6 protein-coding genes are annotated in these 19,698 nt (G+C 66.9%); 2 read left to right on the top strand and 4 right to left on the bottom strand.

Annotated elements, in window-relative coordinates; translation table 11 throughout:
- Window position 1 precedes the first annotated feature (1 nt).
- The 3 genes from narH to L1965_RS13410 all read right to left on the bottom strand — a co-directional run bounded on the left by narH (window position 2) and on the right by L1965_RS13410 (window position 8,059).
- A complete protein-coding gene (gene narH, locus L1965_RS13420; protein WP_235756960.1) occupies window positions 2-1,528 on the bottom strand; it encodes a nitrate reductase subunit beta in 1,527 nt (508 codons plus the stop codon).
- On the bottom strand, window positions 1,525-5,271 hold the full coding sequence (locus L1965_RS13415; RefSeq protein WP_235756959.1) for a nitrate reductase subunit alpha: 3,747 nt from the start codon (window positions 5,269-5,271) through the stop codon (window positions 1,525-1,527). The genes narH and L1965_RS13415 overlap by 4 nt, the downstream gene beginning before the upstream one ends.
- A 64-nt stretch (window positions 5,272-5,335) precedes the next feature.
- On the bottom strand, window positions 5,336-8,059 hold the full coding sequence (locus L1965_RS13410; protein ID WP_235756958.1) for a nitrate/nitrite transporter: 2,724 nt from the start codon (window positions 8,057-8,059) through the stop codon (window positions 5,336-5,338).
- A gap of 252 nt (window positions 8,060-8,311) precedes the next feature.
- Here L1965_RS13410 and L1965_RS13405 point away from each other — a divergent pair, with 252 nt between their 5' ends.
- The gene (locus tag L1965_RS13405) at window positions 8,312-9,010 is read left to right on the top strand and encodes a cyclic nucleotide-binding domain-containing protein (protein ID WP_235756957.1); all 699 of its coding nucleotides are present in this window, start codon (window positions 8,312-8,314) and stop codon (window positions 9,008-9,010) included.
- Window positions 9,011-9,232: 222 nt separating this feature from the next.
- Here L1965_RS13405 and L1965_RS13400 read toward each other — a convergent pair whose 3' ends face one another.
- Window positions 9,233-10,438, bottom strand: coding sequence for an NnrS family protein (locus tag L1965_RS13400; RefSeq protein ID WP_235756956.1), 1,206 nt, complete (start codon window positions 10,436-10,438; stop codon window positions 9,233-9,235).
- A 485-nt stretch (window positions 10,439-10,923) separates the two neighbouring features.
- On the opposite strand from L1965_RS13400, the gene L1965_RS13395 reads away from it, so the two are divergent.
- On the top strand, window positions 10,924-19,698 hold the full coding sequence (locus tag L1965_RS13395) for a hypothetical protein (protein ID WP_235756955.1): 8,775 nt from the start codon (window positions 10,924-10,926) through the stop codon (window positions 19,696-19,698).

Genomic DNA, 19,698 nt, shown 5'->3' with positions numbered 1-19,698 from the left:
ATCAGAAAGACTCCAGCGGAAGGGCAAAGGACTTCTTCTTGCCGCCAAAGAGCGTCGTCTTGCCGCTCTCGCCGGTCGAACAGCCATTGCCGTCGGTGAATCCGCAGCCACCGCGGATATCGGCGCCTGCTTCGTTCTGTTCGCGATGCGCCGTCGGGATCGCGAAGCGGTCCTCATAGTCGGCGATGGCCATGATCTTGTACATGTCCTCGATCATCCGGCCGGACATGCCGACGCGGGCGGCGATGCCCTCGTCGCGCACGCCGTCAACGGTCAGGGCCCGCATATACAGGCGCATGGCCGACATCCGCTCCAGCGCATGGACGATGGGTTCCTCGTCGCCTGCCGTCAGCATGTTGGCCAGATACTTCACCGGAATGCGCAAGGACCGCACGTCGGGCATCTGGTCGCTCATCGCGATCTGTCCGGCCTGGGCGGCGTTCTGGATCGGCGACAGCGGCGGGATATACCACACCATCGGCAGCGTCCGGTATTCGGGATGCAGCGGGAAGGCGACCTTCCAGTCCATCGCCATCTTCCAGATCGGGCTGACCTTGGCTGCCTCGATCCAGTCGTCGGGCACGCCGTCGCGGCGGGCGGCGGCGATCACCTCGGGGTCGTTGGGGTCGAGGAACACATCCAGCTGCGCGCCGTAAAGGTCGGTTTCCCGCTCGGCGCTCGCCGCCGCCTCGATCTTGTCGGCGTCATACAGGATCACGCCCAGATAGCGGATGCGGCCCACGCAGGTTTCCGAACAGACGGTCGGCTGGCCGCTTTCGATGCGCGGATAGCAGAAGGTGCATTTCTCGGATTTGCCGGTCTCCCAGTTGTAATAGACCTTCTTGTAGGGGCAGCCCGAGACGCACATCCGCCAGCCCCGGCATTTCTCCTGGTCGATCAGGACGATGCCGTCTTCCTCGCGCTTGTAGATCGCGCCCGACGGGCACGAGGCCGAACAGGTCGGGTTGAGACAATGCTCGCACAGACGCGGCAGATACATCATGAAGGTATTCTCATACTCTCCATAAATGGCCTTCTGCACGTTCTCGAAGTTGTAGTCCTGCGACCGCTTCGAGAATTCGCCGCCCAGGATTTCCTCCCAGTTCGGACCCTTCTCGATCTTTTCCATCCGCTCGCCGGTGATCTTCGACCGGGGACGCGCGGTGGGAAAGGCGGTCATGTCGGGCGCCGATTTCAGGTGGTCGTAGTCGAAATCGAACGGCTCGTAGTAATCGTCGATCTCGGGCATCGAGGGGTTGGCGAAGATATTCGCCAGGATGCGCCATTTGGACCCCTGCTTGGGGTGCAGCTTGCCCGAGGCCGAGCGTGTCCAGCCGCCATTCCAGCGTTTCTGGTTTTCCCAGTCGGTGGGATAGCCGGTGCCGGGCTTCGTCTCGACATTGTTGAACCAGGCGTATTCAACGCCCTCGCGGCTTGTCCAGACGTTCTTGCAGGTGACCGAACAGGTGTGGCACCCGATGCATTTGTCGAGGTTCAGGACCTTGCCGATTTGCGCGCGAACTTTCATTCCGCTGCCTCCACGTTGCGGGTCGCAGGCGTATCCAGCCAGTCAACCTTTTTCATTTTCCGAACAATCACGAACTCGTCGCGGTTGCTTCCGACGGTGCCGTAGTAGTTGAACCCGTAGGACAGCTGCGCATAGCCGCCGATCATGTGCGTCGGCTTCAGCGTCGCGCGGGTGACCGAGTTGTGGATGCCGCCGCGATTGCCGGTCTTTTCCGAGCCGGGCGTGTTCACGATCTTTTCCTGCGCGTGATACATGAACAGCGTGCCCTGCTTGATCCGCTGCGACACCACCACCCGCGCTGTCAGCGCGCCGTTGATGTTGTAGGCCTCGACCCAGTCGTTATCCACCAGCCCGGCCTTCTTCGCGTCCACCTCGGACATCCAGACCACCGGACCGCCCCTGTTCAGCGTCAGCATCAGCAGGTTGTCGGTATAGGTGCTGTGGATGCCCCATTTCTGGTGGGGGGTGATGAAGTTCAACACGACATGCGGGCTGCCCTCGGCCGCATCGTTGTTGACGGCCTTGGTGATGGTCTTCAGATCCACCGGCGGGCGATAGCTGACGAAGCCCTCGCCGAAGGCCCGCATCCACAAATGGTCCTGATACAGCTGCTGGCGGCCCGTCAGGGTGCGCCACGGGATCAACTCGTGGACATTGGTGTAGCCGGCATTGTAGCAGACCTCCTCGCTCTCGATGCCCGACCAGGTGGGCGACGAGATGATCTTGCGCGGTTGCGCCGCGATGTCGCGGAAGCGGATTTTGGTGTGATGCGCGCCCTCGGCCAGGTGGGCATGGTGGCGGCCGGTGGGCTTCTCCAGTTCCTCCCACGCCTTCACGGCCACTTCGCCGTTGGTCTCGGGGGCCAGCATCAGGATCATCTCGGCTGCGTCGATGGCGGTTTCCAGCTTCGCGTGACCCTTCGACACACCGTCATCCAGCACGACCCCGTTCAGATCGCGCAGATGCCCGACCTCGACCTTGGTGTCCCAGTTGATCCCCTTGCCGCCATTGCCGAGCTTCTCCAGCAGCGGCCCGACCGAGGTGAACTTCCTGTAGAGGTTGGGATAATCCCGCTCGACCGCGATGTAGTTCGGCGCGGTCTTGCCGGGAATCAGGTCGCATTCGCCCTTCTTCCAGTCCTTCACATGCGCTTGCGCCAGTTCGCCGGGGGTATCGTGTAGCAGCGGAAGCTGGACGATGTCGGTCTCGACCCCCAGCACTTCGGGTGCCACTTCGCTGAATTTCCGGGCGATCGACTTGAAGATCTCCCAGTCCGACTTGCTCTCATAGGCCGGATCCACGGCCGCTTGCAGCGGGTGGATGAACGGGTGCATGTCCGAGGTGTTGAGGTCGTCCTTTTCGTACCAGCTGGCGGTCGGCAGCACGATGTCGGAATAGACGCAGGTGGTGGACATCCGGAAGTCGATCGTCACCAGCAGGTCCAGCTTGCCCTTCGGCGCCTCGTCATGCCAGACGGCCTCCTTCGGCATCACGCCGCCTTCCTCGCCCAGATCCTTGCCCATCACGCCGTGATCGGTCCCCAGAAGGTGCTTGAGGAAGTATTCGTGCCCCTTGCCGCTGGACCCCAGCAGGTTCGAGCGCCAGACAAACAGGTTGCGCGGCCAGTTTTCCGGCGCGTCCGGGTCCTGGCAGGACATTTCCAGATCGCCCGATTTCAGCTGTTCGGCGACGTAATCCTTGATCTCTTTCCCCGCCGCCTTTGCGGCCTTGGAGACCTCCAGCGGATTGGTCTTCAGCTGCGGTGCCGACGGCAGCCAGCCCATCCGTTCGGCGCGGATATTGTAGTCGATCAGGCTGACGTCCCAATCGCCCTCGGGTGCGGTGGGCGACAGGATCTCGCCCGCGCTCAGCGTCTCGTAGCGCCACTGGTCGGTATGGGCGTACCAGCACGAGGTCGAGTTCATGTGCCGGGGCGGACGGTTCCAGTCCAGCGCAAAGGCCAGCGGCTGCCACCCGGTCTGCGGGCGCAGCTTTTCCTGGCCCACGTAATGCGACCAGCCGCCGCCTTCCTGACCGATGCAGCCGCACATCACCAGCATGTTGATGATGCCGCGATAGTTCATGTCCATGTGGTACCAGTGGTTCAGACCGGCCCCCAGGATGACCATGGACTTGCCATGGGTCTTTTCGGCATTGCCCGCGAATTCGCGCGCGACGGCGATGATCTTCTCTCGCTCGACCCCGGTGATCTTTTCAGCCCAGGCCGGTGTATAGGGCAGGTCCTCGTCAAAGTCCTTGGACACCCAGTCGCCGCCAAGCCCCCGGTCAAGGCCGTAATTGGCGCAGAACAGGTCGAACACGGTGGCGACCAGGACTTGCTGCCCGTCGGCCAGCGTGACGCGCCGCGCCGGGATGTTGCGGGTCAGCACCTCGGGGTGATCGCATTTGACGAAGTCGCCCGTGGCCACGCCGCCGAAATACGGGAAATCGACACCCACGACCTCGTCATGGTGCTCGTCCAGGACCTGGCTCAGGCGCAGATTGGCCTCCGCGCCCTTGGCGCGCTGTTCGAGGTTCCACTTGCCTTCCTCGCCCCAGCGGAAACCGATCGACCCGTTGGGGGCGATGATCTGGCCCGAGGCCTCGTCATAGGCGACGGTCTTCCAGTCGGGGTTGTTGGTCTCGCCCAGCTTGTCGTCGAAATCCTCGGCACGCAGCATCCGGCCCGGCACCAGGTGCCCTTCCCTCTCGTCCAGCCGCACCAGCATCGGCATGTCGGTGTATTTGCGGGCGTAATCCTCGAAATACTCGGCCTGCCGATCGAGGTGATATTCGCGCAGGATCACGTGCCCCATCGCCATCGCCAGCGCCGCATCGGTGCCGGCTTGCGGGTTCAGCCAGATGTCGCCGAACTTGGCGGCCTCGGAATAGTCGGGGCTGACCACGGCGGATTTGGTCCCGCGATAGCGGACCTCGGTGTAGAAATGCGCGTCGGGCGTGCGCGTCTGCGGCACGTTCGAACCCCACAGCATCAGGAAGCCGGCATTGTACCAGTCGGCGCTTTCCGGAACGTCGGTCTGTTCGCCCCAGGTCTGCGGGCTGGCCGGCGGCAGATCGCAATACCAGTCATAGAAGGACATGCAGGTGCCGCCCAGCAGGCTGAGATAGCGCGAGCCCGCCGCATAGCTGACCATCGACATGGCCGGGATCGGCGAAAAGCCGAACACACGGTCGGGGCCATGCGTCTTTGCGGTGTAGGCGTTGGCGGCGGCGACGATCTCGGTCGCCTCGTCCCATGTGGCGCGCACGAAACCGCCCTTGCCGCGCGTCTTGGTGTAGGAGGCGCGCAAGGCAGGATCGTTCTGGATGGCGGCCCAGGCGGCGACCGGCGTCATCGTCTGACGCATCTTGCGCCAGGCGCGCATCAGGGCGCCCCGGATCAGCGGGTTCTTCACCCGGTTCGCGGAATACAGATACCAGCTGTATGACGCCCCCCGCGCACAGCCGCGCGGCTCGTGATTGGGCAGGCCGGCCCGCGTGCGCGGATAGTCGGTCTGCTGGGTTTCCCAGGTGACGATGCCGGACTTGACGTAGATCTTCCACGAACACGACCCGGTGCAGTTCACCCCGTGGGTCGAGCGCACGATCTTGTCATGCCGCCAGCGGTTTCTGTAGGTGTCCTCCCAGTCGCGGTTTTCGCGGGTGGTCTGGCCCCAACCGTCCGAGAATTGCTCCAGTTCCTTGCTCTGGAAGAAGTTCAGTCTGTCGAGCAGATGGCTCATTTTGCTGTCCTTTCGAGTGTGCTGGTCCGGGCGGCGGCCTGCGCCGCCCAGGCATCCGGCTGGGTCATTGTGCGGGCTGGGCGGCGGGGCCTTCCGGCCTCCGCCCGTGTTCGATGTCGTGCAGCAGGCCACCGGGACGCGTGTAGACTGCCCAGGTGATGGCGACGCAGATCGCGTAGAAGATCAGGAAGCCCCAGAGCGCCCCCACCGCGGACCCGGTCATCGCGATGGATGTCCCGTAGGCCTTGGGGATGAAGAAGGCGCCATAAGCGGCGATGGCCGAGGTGAAGGCCACGATCGCTCCGGATTCCATGGCGACCTGCCGCTTGCGTTCCTCGACACCCAGTTGCGGCATCAGGCGCGGCACTTCGCGGCCCATGATGACCGGGATCATCTGGAAGGTGGATGCGTTGCCGACACCGGTCAGGAAGAACAGCGCCATGAAGCAGGCGAAGAACCCGATGAACGAGCCGAGCCCGAGGAAGGTGATGACGCCGAACGTGGCCACGATCATCGCGACGAAGGTCCAGAAGGTTACCCGTCCTCCGCCGAAGCGGTCGCTGATCCAGCCGGTTCCGGCGCGGCTGAGCGCGCCCACCAGCGGCCCGAGGAACACGTAGTTCAGCGCGTTCACGTCGGGGAAGGCCAGACGCGTCAGCAGTGGGAAGCCTGCCGAATAGCCGATGAAGCTGCCGAAGGTGCCGGTGTAGAGGATGCACATCAACCAGTTCTGCTTGCGGCTGAAGATCACCGCCTGGTCGGCGAAACTGGCGCGCGCGTCGGCGATGTCGTTCATGCCCAGCCAGGCGGCGATCGTCGCCGCGACGATGAAGGGCACCCAGACGAAGCCGGCGTTCTGCATCCACAACTGTCCACCGTCGGACATGGTCTGCGGCTGCCCGCCCAAGGCCCCGAAAACGCCCGCCGTGATGACGATGGGCACCAGGAACTGCATGACCGACACGCCCAGGTTGCCAAGACCTGCGTTCAGCGCCAGCGCATTGCCCTTTTCGGCCTTCGGGAAGAAGTAGCCGATATTGGCCATCGACGAGGCGAAGTTGCCGCCGCCGAAGCCGCACAGAAGCGCCAGCACCAGGAAGATCAGGTAAGGCGTGTCGGGGTTCTGCACCGCATAGCCGATGCCCATCGCGGGCAGCAGCAGCGAGGCGGTCGACAGTGTCGTCCAAAGCCGCCCGCCGAAGATCGGCACCATGAAGCTGTAGAAGATCCGCAGCGTCGCGCCCGACAGGCCGGGCAAGGCCGCCAGCCAGAACAGCTGACCCGGGGTGAAGTCGAAGCCGATGGCGGGAAGACGGGCCACGACCACCGACCACACCATCCAGACCGAGAAGGCCAGAAGCAGCGCCGGGATCGAGATCCAGAGATTGCGGCGTGCGATGGCGCGGCCCTTCTCCTCCCAGAATTGCGGGTCCTCGGGCCGCCAATCCTCCAGGACGCGCGGCATGGACGTGCTCTGGGGATGGTGGATTTCCCGCATCTCGGGCAGCTGGGGCAACGTGTCAAGCGCCGCGCCATGGGCGCTCCGCTCCATCGCGCGGACCGACAGATGCATCCAGGTCAGCGCGACGGCCACCAGCACGGCGAGAAGCGCGAAGCACGAGGTGTAGATGCCCGTGAGGTCCAGCAGCGCACCGAACATGATCGGCAGGACGAAACCGCCAAGCCCGCCGATCATGCCGACAAGACCGCCGACCGCGCCGACATGGCCCGGATAATAGACCGGGATATGCTTGAACACCGCCGCCTTGCCGAGGCTCATGAAGAAGCCGAGCGCGAAGAGCGTCGCGATGAAGGGCCAGAGTCCCATCTGGGTCGAGAAGGCGATCGGGCCGTCCTTGCCCTGGATGACATACTCGGTGGGCGGATAGCTCAGCATGAACAGGAAGAGCAGCGAGAAGCCGAAGGTCCAGTACATGACCTGGCGCGCGCCGAACTTGTCGGACAGATAGCCGCCATAGGCACGGAACAGCGAGGCCGAAAGGCTGAACGAGGCCGCCGCCATGCCCGCAAAGCGCACGTCGATGCCGTAGACATCGATCATGTAGTGCGGCATCCACAGCGCCAGCGCGACGAATGCGCCGAAGACGAAGAAGTAGTAAAGCGAGAAACGCCAGACCTGGAGGTTCTTCAGCGGCGCGAATTGCTGCGCGAGCGAGGGCGCCTTGGCCCCGGTCTTGCGCCGTTCGACCAGCTCCGGATCGTCCTTGGCCAGCAGGAAGAACAGCACGCCGATGATCGCAAGCCCTGCCGCCCAGACATAGGCGACGCCGTGCCAGCCATAGGCGACCATGACGAAGGGGGCGACGAACTTGGTGACGGCCGCGCCGACATTGCCGGCCCCGAAGATGCCCAGGGCCGTGCCCTGGTGGCCCGCGTCATACCAGCGGCTGACATAGGCCACGCCGATGATGAAGGACCCGCCGGCAAGCCCGATGCCCAGCGCCGCGATCAGATACATGACGTAGCTGTCCGCCAGCGTCAGCGCCCAGGTCGCCAGCGCGGTCAGGATCATCTGCCCCGAGAACACCAGCCGCCCGCCATATCTCTCGGTCCAGACACCAAGGAACAGGCGGGTGACGGACCCGGTCAGGATCGGGGTGGCGACCAGAAGGCCGAACTGTGACTCGGTCAGCCCAAGCTCGGCCTTGATGGCGACACCGATGATGGAAAAGATCGTCCATACCGCGAAACAGGCGGTAAAGGCGATCGTGCTCAGGCTCAAGGCGCGTGTCTGATCGGCGCGCGAGGCTGTTGCTATGGTCTGCATGGCGGTTCTCCGGCAGGTCTGGCGAAATCCACCCCCTGCGAGGGGCTCATCGCCAGACCTGCGACCAGAGCCGCGCGGATGACTTGATCTAGATCATGAACCGACAAAAAACATAACGAAAAAAATGGCTTATAGAAATATGTCATGTCATGCGCGAGGGCAGGTCAAGGCCCGCGCTGCGAAAGTCAACTGCCGGATTGACTTTTATCAATCCATCTGTTCGTTATGGTCGAAGATGCGCAGGGGGACGAGATGCCCGACTCGGAATACCGGGATATACGAAAGCTGGCGCTTTTCTCGCAGATGGCGGATGAGCATTTCACCTCACTGATGCGGGGCGCCTATGTGCAGAACTTCCCTGCGCAGGTCGAACTGATCACCGAGGGCGAGCCGAGCGATTTTCTTCATGTGGTCCTGTCCGGATCGGTCGATCTGTTCTCGGTCTGGAATGGGCGGGATAGCAGCATGGCGATCGTGCGGCCCATCTCGACCTTCATCCTTGCCGCGACCATCAGGGATGCGCCCTATCTGATGTCGGCGCGCACGCTGGAGAAAAGCCGGATCGCGCTGATCCCCAGTCAGGATGTGCGCGCGACCTTTGACGCCGACGGCGACTTTGCCCGCGCGATCGTGTCAGAGTTGGCGCAATGCTACCGCTCGGTCATCAAGGCGCAGAAGGAGCTCAAGCTCAGAACCTCGCTTGAACGGCTTGCGAACTACCTGCTCAGGCAGCAAAGGCGTGCGGGTGGCGGCGCCGTGTTCGATCTTGAATTCGAAAAGCGCCGCCTTGCCTCGGTGCTGGGCATGACGCCGGAAAACCTCAGCCGCGCCTTCAAGGGCCTGCGGCCTTACGGAATCACGGTGAAGGGCACTTGCATCACCATCGACAACCAGGCCGAGATCGAGCGGTTCGCCAAGCCCAATCCGCTGATCGACAATTTTTCGGCCTGAATGACGGACCGATGACAGGATCGGTGCCCGGGACCGGGCCGCGCCGGATCGGGACGCCTGGAAGGCCTGCGCCCCCCGGCACAGGTCGCGATGCCGAGACGGGCCGGCATGGCGCCGGATTGCCCCGGCCGCGTCTGCGCGCAAAGCGGCGCACAGGCATCGAAGCCGGCGCAATGGAACACCACATGGGCGGTGACCGGCCCGGTCCCCCGTCCCGCTCGCTCAGGCGCGCCCGACCGCAGGCCGGCGCAGCAGAAGGGCGCCATAGACCAGGACAAACCCGCCAAAGGCGGTGATCCAGCCAAGGCCCGCCAGCATGTGCAGCGATACAGCGATCTCGGGCCGGATTCCGGCCGCGACCCGCGCCAGGACCGACAGGATCAGAGCCGCATAGATCGTCACCGTTCCCGCCCCCGCCGTCAGCGCCTGACCGGTATGGCCCAGCGTGGCGCGCGTCATCACCGCCAGCGTCATCAGCCCGATCGCGCCCGCCATCCACAGATGCTGCGCGCCGGCCGTTCCGAAGGATCCGGGTGCAAGGATTTCCGCCGCCAGGGCGAAGGCCCCCATCGGCACGAAGGCGTAGCCCGCATGCAGCACCGCCACCAGCGGCTCGGCCAGCGTCCGGTGCCCGGCCCATCGGATCAGCCGCAGAACGTGCAGCCCCCCGGACAGCGCAAGCGCAGCGCCCGTCATCGCCGCAAGCGGCAGGGCGACCCAGAGGACAAGCGTCACCAGCAACACGACCAGCGCCGCCGTGTCGAAACTCTGCATCGGCGGCACGGGCAAGGTCTTGGCGTTCCGCTTCACCAGCCAGTTGCGGGTAAATGACGGGACCACACGCCCGCCGATGACCGCGATCATCATGATGCCCGCGCCCAGCCCCAGCCGCAGCCCATGGCCTTGCGCGGCATGCGCGCCGCGCGCGGCCTCGGCGTGAAACAGCGCGTTGCCGATGAGGAACACGACCAGCATCGCCAGGACGATCAGGTTGCGCCAGTTCCTGCCGGCGACGATCTCGCGCCCGATGGCCAGCGCAAGGATCGTCGGAAAGGCCAGATCGACGATCGCCACAAGTCCCGCAGGCAGGCCGGTCGAGACGGCAACCGCCACCCGCCCCGCCAGCCACAAGAGCGCCAGAATGCCAAGCCGCCATCCGACAATCGGCAGACGTCCTGTCCAGTTGGGCACCGCCGTCAGCAGGAAGCCCGCGACCACCGCCCCCAGATAGCCGTAAAGAAACTCATGCGCATGCCAGGCGACCGGATCGAAGGCGGTCGGCAGGCTCAGGCCGCCTGACAGCATCGGCACCCACAGCACCATCGCCAGCGCCGCCCAGACCGCCGCACCGAAGAAGAACGGGCGAAACCCGTGGGTCAGGATCGCCGGGCCTGTCCAGGCGCGAATCTGTTCCGTGGTCGAAGGCATCTGTTCGTCCTTGTCACCGCGACCCGGCCTTCGGGCAGGCTGGGCGCAAACGGCATCTCATGGGGTTGCGGAAATCTTGCCGACACGTCGCGCTCCGCGCCAGACCGATCGTTACGGGCCGCGTCGCTAGCACGGCCAGCTTCCGGTTGAAATAGCCCCGGCTGCGGCGCAGGCCCACCGGGCAGCGTTCGCGGTCGCGGCCAGGACAGGAACCTGATAGGCCGATGGCCGGACAGGACTGACGCTTTTCCGCCCACGCCGATACCCCGTCCCGCGTTGGACCAGCAGCCTCACCGGAGGCTGGCCGATCCGGCCTGTGTCCAGCGGCGTCGGTTCCGGTCGATCGCACCGACATTCGATCCTGACCGGCGGGCGTTCGACGACGCGCGGAAAAATCGTTGTGACACGCCGCAGCACGGTGCTATCGTGAGGCGAAACAAACCATAAGAATTCTATTCAAATGTTCTGAGGCGGGGGGGGAAGCCATGCCGCAGGTCGCAGGCGTTTCTCTTGTGTCGCTGTTTGAGGCCGCCGACCGCGTGAACCAGGCGCTTCCGGCGCCGTTCTCCCGGTTCGTCGAACGCTTCGTGGCGCTGGAGCTTGAAAGCCGGACAAGCGCCGACGCGATCATCCACACCGGCCGCATCCAGTCGCTCGACGTGGCGATCGCCGGGCAGGATGTCGAATCCTTCGACCTGCCCTTCGGCAAGCTCAAGATCCCGATGATCACCACCGGCGTGCCGTTCCGCCTGGCCTTCCGCCGCGCCGCGGTGATCGCCGATCTGGAACCCGGCGCGGGCGGCTGGCAGTTCGACCTGATGCTGGGCGAGTTCGAGCTGACGCTGGACGGGCTGACCGCGGCCGACTTCATCGCCGAAAGCGGAACGACCCCGCGCCACCTCGCGCCGAAGCCCGGGAACCCACCGGCGGCCATCGTGGGGGCCGCCGCGCTGCGGTTCGAGCGCATGGCGACCGACCAGCCGGTGGTCACGCGGTTCTTGGACGCCACCGGCGGCGGCGATCCCTTCGTGCCGGACGCACGGACGGGGGCGGTCACCTCGGTGACGCTCGCCCCGCCGCATGTGCTGATCGGCACCTCGCAGTTCGGCCTGACGGTCAAGAACGTGCTTTTCGACTATTCGGAAGAATTCTCGCCCGCCTTCGTGCTGGCACGCGGCCAGTCCGCCGACTGGGTCGGCCTCGCCATCGAGGAGGCGGCAATCTACTGCCCCTCGAACGCGGTGGGCAAGGGCGGCTTCTCGCTGTCGGTGCGCGACCTGCTGATCGGCGACCCGCTTGGACTGCAGGCCGAGATCGAGGTGCAGTTCGGCGCCTCGCCCCTGAACCCCGCGACCTTCGTCTTCAGCCAGGGCGGGACCGACATCTCGGGCGGCTTCGATTTCGGCGACGGCACGCTCGCGATCCAGGCCGCCGCGGGCCAGTCGGTCGAACTGACCGCCAGCCTCACCGTCCCCGCGCCCCCCGCCGGCAGCGACATCACCGATTACGAGGCCGAGTTCGCCTTCCCGGGCCGCAGCCCGCAGACCGGCGACAGCGCCACCGGCAGCGTCCGCCACGGCGACGTGCTGCGGATCACGCCCATCGAGGTGATCGGCACCGGCGCCTCGGCCCGGCGCCTCCGCAAGCCCGAGTTCAGCGTCCGCATGGTGGCAAGCGGCACCGCGCCCAGGATCTCGGTGCAGATCGCCAGCACGACACTTGCGAACGTCGTGGACCTGACCGGTCCCATCGACGCCATCACCACGCTGACATTGCAGGCCGCGGCCCAGCCCGCCGACCCGGCGGCAAGCTTCGCATGGTCCTCGCCGACGCTTGGCTTCCAGCGTGCAGGCGCGTCCTTTTCCATCGCCCTGCCAGCCGAGGCGCGGGGCGTCCACTACATCCTTCTGCGCCAGACGAACGCCGAGACCTCGCAAAGCCGCATACGCCTGCGCCTGCGCGATCCGGGCAGCGACCCGCTGTTCGTCGGCTGCGAGACCGGCGTGTTCGACGCGACCGCGCCCACCGTCCCGCTGGCACCCGCCCTGGTGCTGGGCTGCTACGATCTCGACGCCTTCCACGAGCACGGCCGCCTCGACGGCGCGAACGCGATGGCATCGATCAGCGGCACGACCGTCAACACGCCCGCCGGCACCCTGGCCGAGGTCGCGCTTTACGAGGGTGGCACGCCCGCCGGATTCGAAGAGGACCGCCACGTCCAGATCGAGTTCAATTTCGACGAAAGCGACCCGCAGCGCTGGGGTCAGGCCAAACCCTTCAACGACCGTGGCTCGAACCTGCACGAAGGGCTGCTGCGGTGGGCGGCCAACTATACGGGCGCCAAATTCGTGGTCATCGGGCGCTGCGACGATATCGGCTCCGACAGCTACAATGTCGGCCTCGCCGGGCGGCGTCGGGACGCCGGCGTGAACCTGCTGCGGACCCCGGCCGGAGGCGAACCCGCCGCCTCGGGCACGGTCGAGGGCCACCAGGAGCAGAGCCTCGGCGGCCTCGACGCCGCCACAAGGGCGCTGATCGAGCCCGACGACGCCGAGGCCTCGGCCAGGCTCATCATGGACGTGGACGTGGTCGACCGCTCGGCCTGGCCCCGGAACCCCGACGGCACCGGCATCCGGTCGAGCCCGCCCGACCCGACGCGCGAGGGGGTCCGCGAGCGGTTCCGCCGCGTGGATATCTATGCCGTCGGCGGCAGTTCGGCCCCCGAGGCGCGGCGCGAGACCAGCGGCGCCGTCGCCCCGACCCGGCGGCAGGTCCTCGTGCCCGCCACGGGCCGCGAGGTCCTGCCCGCAGACAATGCCGACGCGCGCGCCGACTACCGGGTGCTGCTGAAGCTTGGCTGGGACCGGCCGCGCTTTTCCGGCTGGGAGGACATCGTCCCGAACCTGGCAGAGTTCGAATACGCCTGGACGCCCTCGCCCGCGGACGGGATCAGCACGACATCCGAGGTGCTGACGGTCTTCGGCAAGTGGGTCTATGATGACCTGACGGGCTTTACCGAGTTCCTTCTGGGCATCAAGTCGGACGGCGACCCCGACGGGCTCTTCGATACCGAGCAGCCGAACCTCGTCGCCGCGCTGACCTTCGGGCCGATGCTCGCCTCGGGCGTGGATTTCGACACCGACGCGGTGGAATCCGGCGTTCGTCTGGCCGCTCTGGCGGCGATCACGGGCTTTGCGGGGGTGGATTTCGGCGGCGGCGGGCCGCTGATCGCGGCGGGCTCCGGATCGGCCTTCACCAAGCTTCAGGCCAAGGCGCAGACGCGGACCATCGCGGACCCGCTGCAATCCTACAAGGTCCAGATCCTCACCGACTATTCGAACACCGTCCATATCAACGCCGGCGCGCTCGGGCTGCGGACCGATCCCGACCAGCCGATGAAGATCAAGTATACCGATGTCGGCGTCGAGTTCGACAACACCGACCCGGACGCGCCACTGATCGAGAAATTCGGCCTCGCGCAGTCGTCCAAGAGCATGTCCATCGAGGATTCCGGCCTCTGGAAGATCGATGGGCCCCTTGGGCGGCTTCTGCGGATCACCGAGTTCAAGATGGGCACGGGATCGCTGTGGTTCGAGCCGACACTGGCCATCGCCATCGATATCGGCGTCGTCGAGGTCTCGGAGGCGACCTTCCGCGTCACCTTCAACACCGATGCGAACGGCAATCTCTCGGGCAGCCCCGAATTCAGCCTGCGCGGCCTCAAGGCCAGCGTGGACATTCCCGCCACGGTGCAGGGCGAGGGGCGCATCAGGATCGAGGATGGAGGCATCCTGCGCGCGGGCGTCGACGCGACGCTGATCCCGCTGCAGGTGCGCGCCTCCGTGGCACTCGCGGTCGGCATCCCGGACGATCCGCCCGATTTCGCACCGTCGCTGTTCCTCAGCCTCTATGGCCGTGTGCAGTTCCCGGGCGGCATCCCGCTTGGGCCGCTGCCCATCGCCATCCACGGCTTCATCGGCCAGGTCACGATCAACGGCACCCGCGACGTGGCCGCCGTCGAGGATGTGGTCGCCCGCGAGATCGGCTGGTGGCGCAAGGCGCCCGAGGACAAGTATATCCCGCGCAAGGGCCAGTATGCCTTTGGCGTCGGCGTTGTCGTGGGCACCCTGCCCGACGCCTCCTTCTCGTTCTCGGCGACCGGCATGGTCGTCGTGGCCTTCCCGGATGTCGAGGTGATCTTCGGTGTCGAGATCGAGATCCTGTCGCTGCCCGACACCACCGCCAAGGACAAGAAGGACGGCCAGAGCGCCTCGATCACGGGCCTCGTCGTCATCAACGACACGGGCGTCACGGTCGCGGTCTCGGCCACCTACACGATCCCCAAGCTGCTGATCCTCAAGGTGCCGTTCGGCGCGCGCTTCCCTGCACCGGGCAGCGGCAGCGCCTATGTCCGGATCGGCTCCGACAATGGTCCGGGCCGCGCGGGCGAGCCCGTCACGATCACCTTCCTGCCCGGTATCCTCGATATCAAGGTCTGGTCCTTCCTGATGGTCGAGGGCGGGGGCCTGCCGGGTTTCGGCCCGAACAGGGACTGGAACTTCGACGGCTTCTCGATCGGCTTCGGTGCGGGGGCGGGCTTCGAATGGAAGGCCGGCCCGCTGGAACTGTCCGTTTCGGGCGCGATCTATGTCGGGATGGGCACCGATCCGCTGTTCATCAAGGGCGGCCTCTATCTGCGCGGCTCGCTGGACCTGGTGATCGTCTCGGCCTCCGTCGATGCGGCGGTGGTGGTCAGCTATTATGACCCGCCGGGCGCAGCCGATCCCGTCGCCGCCATCGAAGAGGCGCGGTTCTGCGCCGAGGTGGATTTCTTCTTCTTTTCGGTCAAGGGCTGCATCACGCTTGATTTCGGCAGCGCCGCCACCTTCGACGCGCCCGATCCGCCGCCGCCCGTCGCGGGCATCAGCCTCGCCGACCGGCTCAACCGCATCACCGGCGGCGCCACCACCGGCTCGCCGCAGGCTGCCGCGATCTACGACTTCGCCGAGGTGAACGGCCAGACCGTGAACCGGGGCGCGGCCCCCGAGAACAACCACACCGTCTGGCCCGACACCGTGCCGGTGCTGAATTTCCGGCATTTCATCGAGGACAAGATCCCGACAGGGGCCCAGTTCGACCCGGGCGGGCAGCCCGCGGGCGAGCGCTGGTTCGGCTCGAACCGGTTGCGCTATGCCTACCGGCTCATGGACGTCCGGCTTGTGAAGGACAGCGACGGCGCGCCCGTCACCGACCCGTCGGGAGGCGCGCTGCTGTCGGCCTGGACGCATCCGCCGCAGCGGCCCGCCGACGACAGTTCGGGCGGCGGCGCTCTCAGCCCCTCGGGTGCCGAGGTCACCCATCTGCAACTTCTCAACCGCGAGCCCTGGGCCTGGGCTCAAAGCACCGCCGACGGCGGCGCGGGCCAGCCCGGCGACCCCGCGACAATCATCCGCCGCGTCTGCGAACCGGTGCCGCCCCCGCGCAGATCCTGCCTGCGCGGCGACGAGACCCGGATCCTGGCGCCCACCGTCACCCGGCTGCGGCGCCTGACGCCCCCGCCCACGCCCTATCCGAGCCATTTCCAGGGCAATGCGCGGTCGTTTCTTCAGGCAGGCACGATCGAGGTGACCGGCAACGAACTGGTGGCGCTGGTCGGGGCGACCGGCGGGCTGTTCGAGGCCGGGACGACCCGCGCGGTCCCCGCGACCGCCATCGCCACCGGCACCGTCGCGACCGGCTACCGCCTGCCAAGGATGCTGCGGACCGATGCCGGCGGCGGGCTGGTGCCGACCGCGCTGCCCTGGCGGATCGAGCTTGACCGCGCCGTGCGGACGGGCGTGCTGACGCTGATGGTCTGCGACAGCGGCGAGGGCAGTGACACGGGCGCGGGCTGCTATCAGTTCGAGGACCTCAAGGCCGGCCAGCAGGCCGAACGCTTCGATCTGCCGCCTTTCGTGCTGACGGCGGTCCAGGACGGGGCCGCGCCGCGCCGCAACCTTCTGCAGGCGACCGACCGGATCGACATTTCCAACATCGCCGACCCGGTCTTCGGCAGCGACGGGACCACCGATGTCATCGTCTCGGATCCCGGGGCCGAGATCGCGCTCAAGCGCCCCTGCCACCGGCTGGAGATCCACTGGTTCAAGCCAAGCGACGGCGTGCTTGTCCTGCGCATCCATCATGCCGACGGCACGACGACGAAGCAGATCGAGGACACGCCCCCGAACCGCCCCGCGCTGGCGATCCTGACATCGGAAACCGGGATTGTCCGGGTCGAGATGCTGACCGACGGGATCAAGCAGTTTCACCTCTACCGCGTCTGCTGCACGCGGCCCGGGCAGCCGGACCCGGACGACCGTGCAGCCTGCCTCGACTTCGCCAGCCTCAACGCCGATCTCGTCAACCGCGCCGTGTTCGACCATGACGGCGCGCGGTTCGAGGCGCTGGACGCAGGCCAGCGCTTCGCGCTGCGCGACGCGGTGGACACCGTGCCCGAGCCCGATCGCTTCGGCCAGGACGGCATCGGCGACCTGCAGATCCCGTTCTCGGGGATGCGCGTCACGCTGCCCCAGCCCTGCATGCGGGTCGAACTTTCGGTCGTGCTGGGCGCGCGCGAGATCAAGGCGACCGGCTTTGATGCGGGCGGCAACGCCGTTGTCAGCGCCGGCACGCCGCCGACGCAAGGGGTGGGCCATACGCTGACGCTTGCGGCCTCGGTGCCCATCGTCTCGGTGATGATCGAGGGCGGCTCGGGCGAGGCCTTCCTCTACCGGCTGTGCTGTCTCACGCGGGCGGCCACGCCAGAGGCCACCTGCGTCGCATTCGACGATGTGCCCCGGCAGATCGAGGGCCAGCGCGAGGCCACCCATGACGGCATCACCCTGCGCACACTGGCGCGAGGCGACACGCTGCGCCGCGCCGATCAGGTGGACACGACCGGTGCGCCGCGCGCCGGCCGCGACCGGCGGGCAGAGCTGTGGGTGCCTGACCGGGGCATCGAACTCACGCTGCCTTCGGGCTGCACCGAGATCGAACTGCACGTCATGCTGTTCGCCGGGCCGGTCAAGGCGGTGGGCTTCGACGCCGCCGGCAATGCCGTCGCCCGCGCCGAGGCCGAGGGCCAGCGCGTGCCCCATGTGATGCGGCTCTCGGGCCGGGTGCCAATCGGGCGCATCGTGCTTGCCGGCGGTTCGAACGAGGCGGTGCTTTACCGGCTCTGCTGCCGCTCGGGCGCGCTGGTGCGGCCGCAGAACCGATGCGTCTCGCTTGAAAAACTGCGGCTCCGCCGCGCGGTGGCCCGGATCGAGCACGAGGGCGTCACCTTCCGCGATCCGCGCGGCGAGCCGGTGCTGAAGGCCCTGCCCGGCCGCGGCGACCGGCCCGGCGCGCTGGTCTATGGCGCAGCCGGTCTTGACATCGCGCTGTCCCGGCCCGCACGAAACGTCCGCTTGCACCTGCTGGCCAAGTCCGGGACGCGATACCAGATCGAGGGCTACGACGCCCGCGGCGCCCGGATCGCGGGCGAGGGCGGCGAGGCCGCGGGCGAAGCCTTGCGCGTCACGCTGAAGGCCCCCGGAATCGCCCGGATCGAGGTCCGGACCAAGGGCGTCGGCGGGCTCGTGGAGATCTGCCTGCGCGACGACAGGCGCGACACGCCCTTCCCCGTGCCCCGGCGCGAATCCGGTCTCACCCGCGCCGCCGCCGCCACCGTGCCGGCGCTGCCAGAGGTCATCGGCCGCCTGCGCGCCGAGGGCGGGACCGGCAACGGCTGGTCGCCCGAGATCGTCGCCAGCCACCAGAACCGCGACGGAACCGTCTGCCATATCGTGCGCTACACCATGCCGTCCGTGCCGCAGGCCATCGACGAGATTCGGTTGCGCACGCGTCGCGCCGGCGTGGACGTGACCTTCATCGGGCTCTGCGCCATCGACGACAAGGCCGCCCAGTGGCACGCCCATGACGAAGAGATCCGCGACGAGATCCAGGACCAACTTGACGGCGCCGATCCTCTTGGCGGCGGCCGGCCCGTGATCCTCGAACCCGGGACGACCTACCGCATCGAGGTGGACTGGAAATTCCAGAGCTGGCTCAGCGAGAAGGAGGACGAACAGCCGCCCACGACACCCGACGAAGCCGACTGGAAGACTGGCACGACGCAGGTCTTCCGCTTCCGCACCGCCGACGAGCTGGTGGCCCCGCCGTCGCGGCAGGACGGGCCCAACGAGCATCTCTTCGACGCCCGCGACCTCGACCGCTACCTCGCGGCGAGTTCGCCCGAGACCGGCGCCATCGCGCATTTCACCGCCGATCCGGTGGTGTTCCACTTCACCCAGGACCATGTGGCGAACCTTGCCGCGCAATACGGCCGCGCGCTCGAGATCGAGCTGCGCCGGACCGATCCGCCGCCGCAACCCGGCGGCAGCCTTGGCACCGCCGCCGCCGCGCCGCTTGTCGGCACGCTGCACATCCTCGCGATCGACAGGCAATTCCTGACGCCTGCGGAACGGGCGATCACCGATGCGGTGCGAGACGCGCCCTGCATCGACAGCGAGCGCCCGGTCGGCGGCACCGCCATTGCAGGCGTCTATCCGCTGGAGCCGAACGTCTTCTACGACGCCAATCTCTGGGCGGTCAGGACCTCGGACAGCGCCGACCGCGCGCTCGTCTCGGCGGCGAACTTCTTCACCTCGCGCTACGCCAACCCGACCGAGATGGTCGAGGCGCTCGGCTGTTCGACCGACGGCTCCGTGGCGCCCTCGCCCGCGCCCGAACTGATCCTCGAGCCCGGCGCAACCCTTCCCGCGGTGCCTGCGCCGGCGACGCCCAGGGGGGCAGAGCCGCCCTCCGACCGGCTTTTCGACGAGGCGATGAACGCGATGGGGCTGGGAACACTCGGCCTGCCCAGGGACGGCGCGCGCATCATCCAGATCTGGGAGCAACAGGGCGCGACGCTGGCCTGCGTCGGCTTCCTCGTGGACGCGCTGGAACCGCTGAACCGCAAGGCGCATGTCATCTCGGGAACCGAGGTGGTCATCGCCGACCGCTGCCGCCTGCGCGAGGGCCGCTATGGCGGGATCGAACTGCGCGTCACCCGCCTCAGCCGCAACGCCACCCGCGCGCTGCTGCGCCCGGTCTCGCCGATCCCGGCCGGGGTCGATCCGGCGAGCTTCCGGCTGATCTTCGACACGAGCGAGGGCACGCTGACCGGGCGCAGGCAGATGCGCGTCCGACCCCTGATGCTAGAGCTGGAGGGTTTCTGA

Origin of the sequence: Paracoccus salsus, assembly GCF_021556615.1 — a bacterium.
Classification (GTDB): Bacteria; Pseudomonadota; Alphaproteobacteria; order Rhodobacterales; family Rhodobacteraceae; genus Paracoccus; species Paracoccus salsus.
The sequence above is the reverse complement of the archived record's forward strand: the minus strand, read 5'-3'. Positions and strand labels throughout refer to the sequence as shown.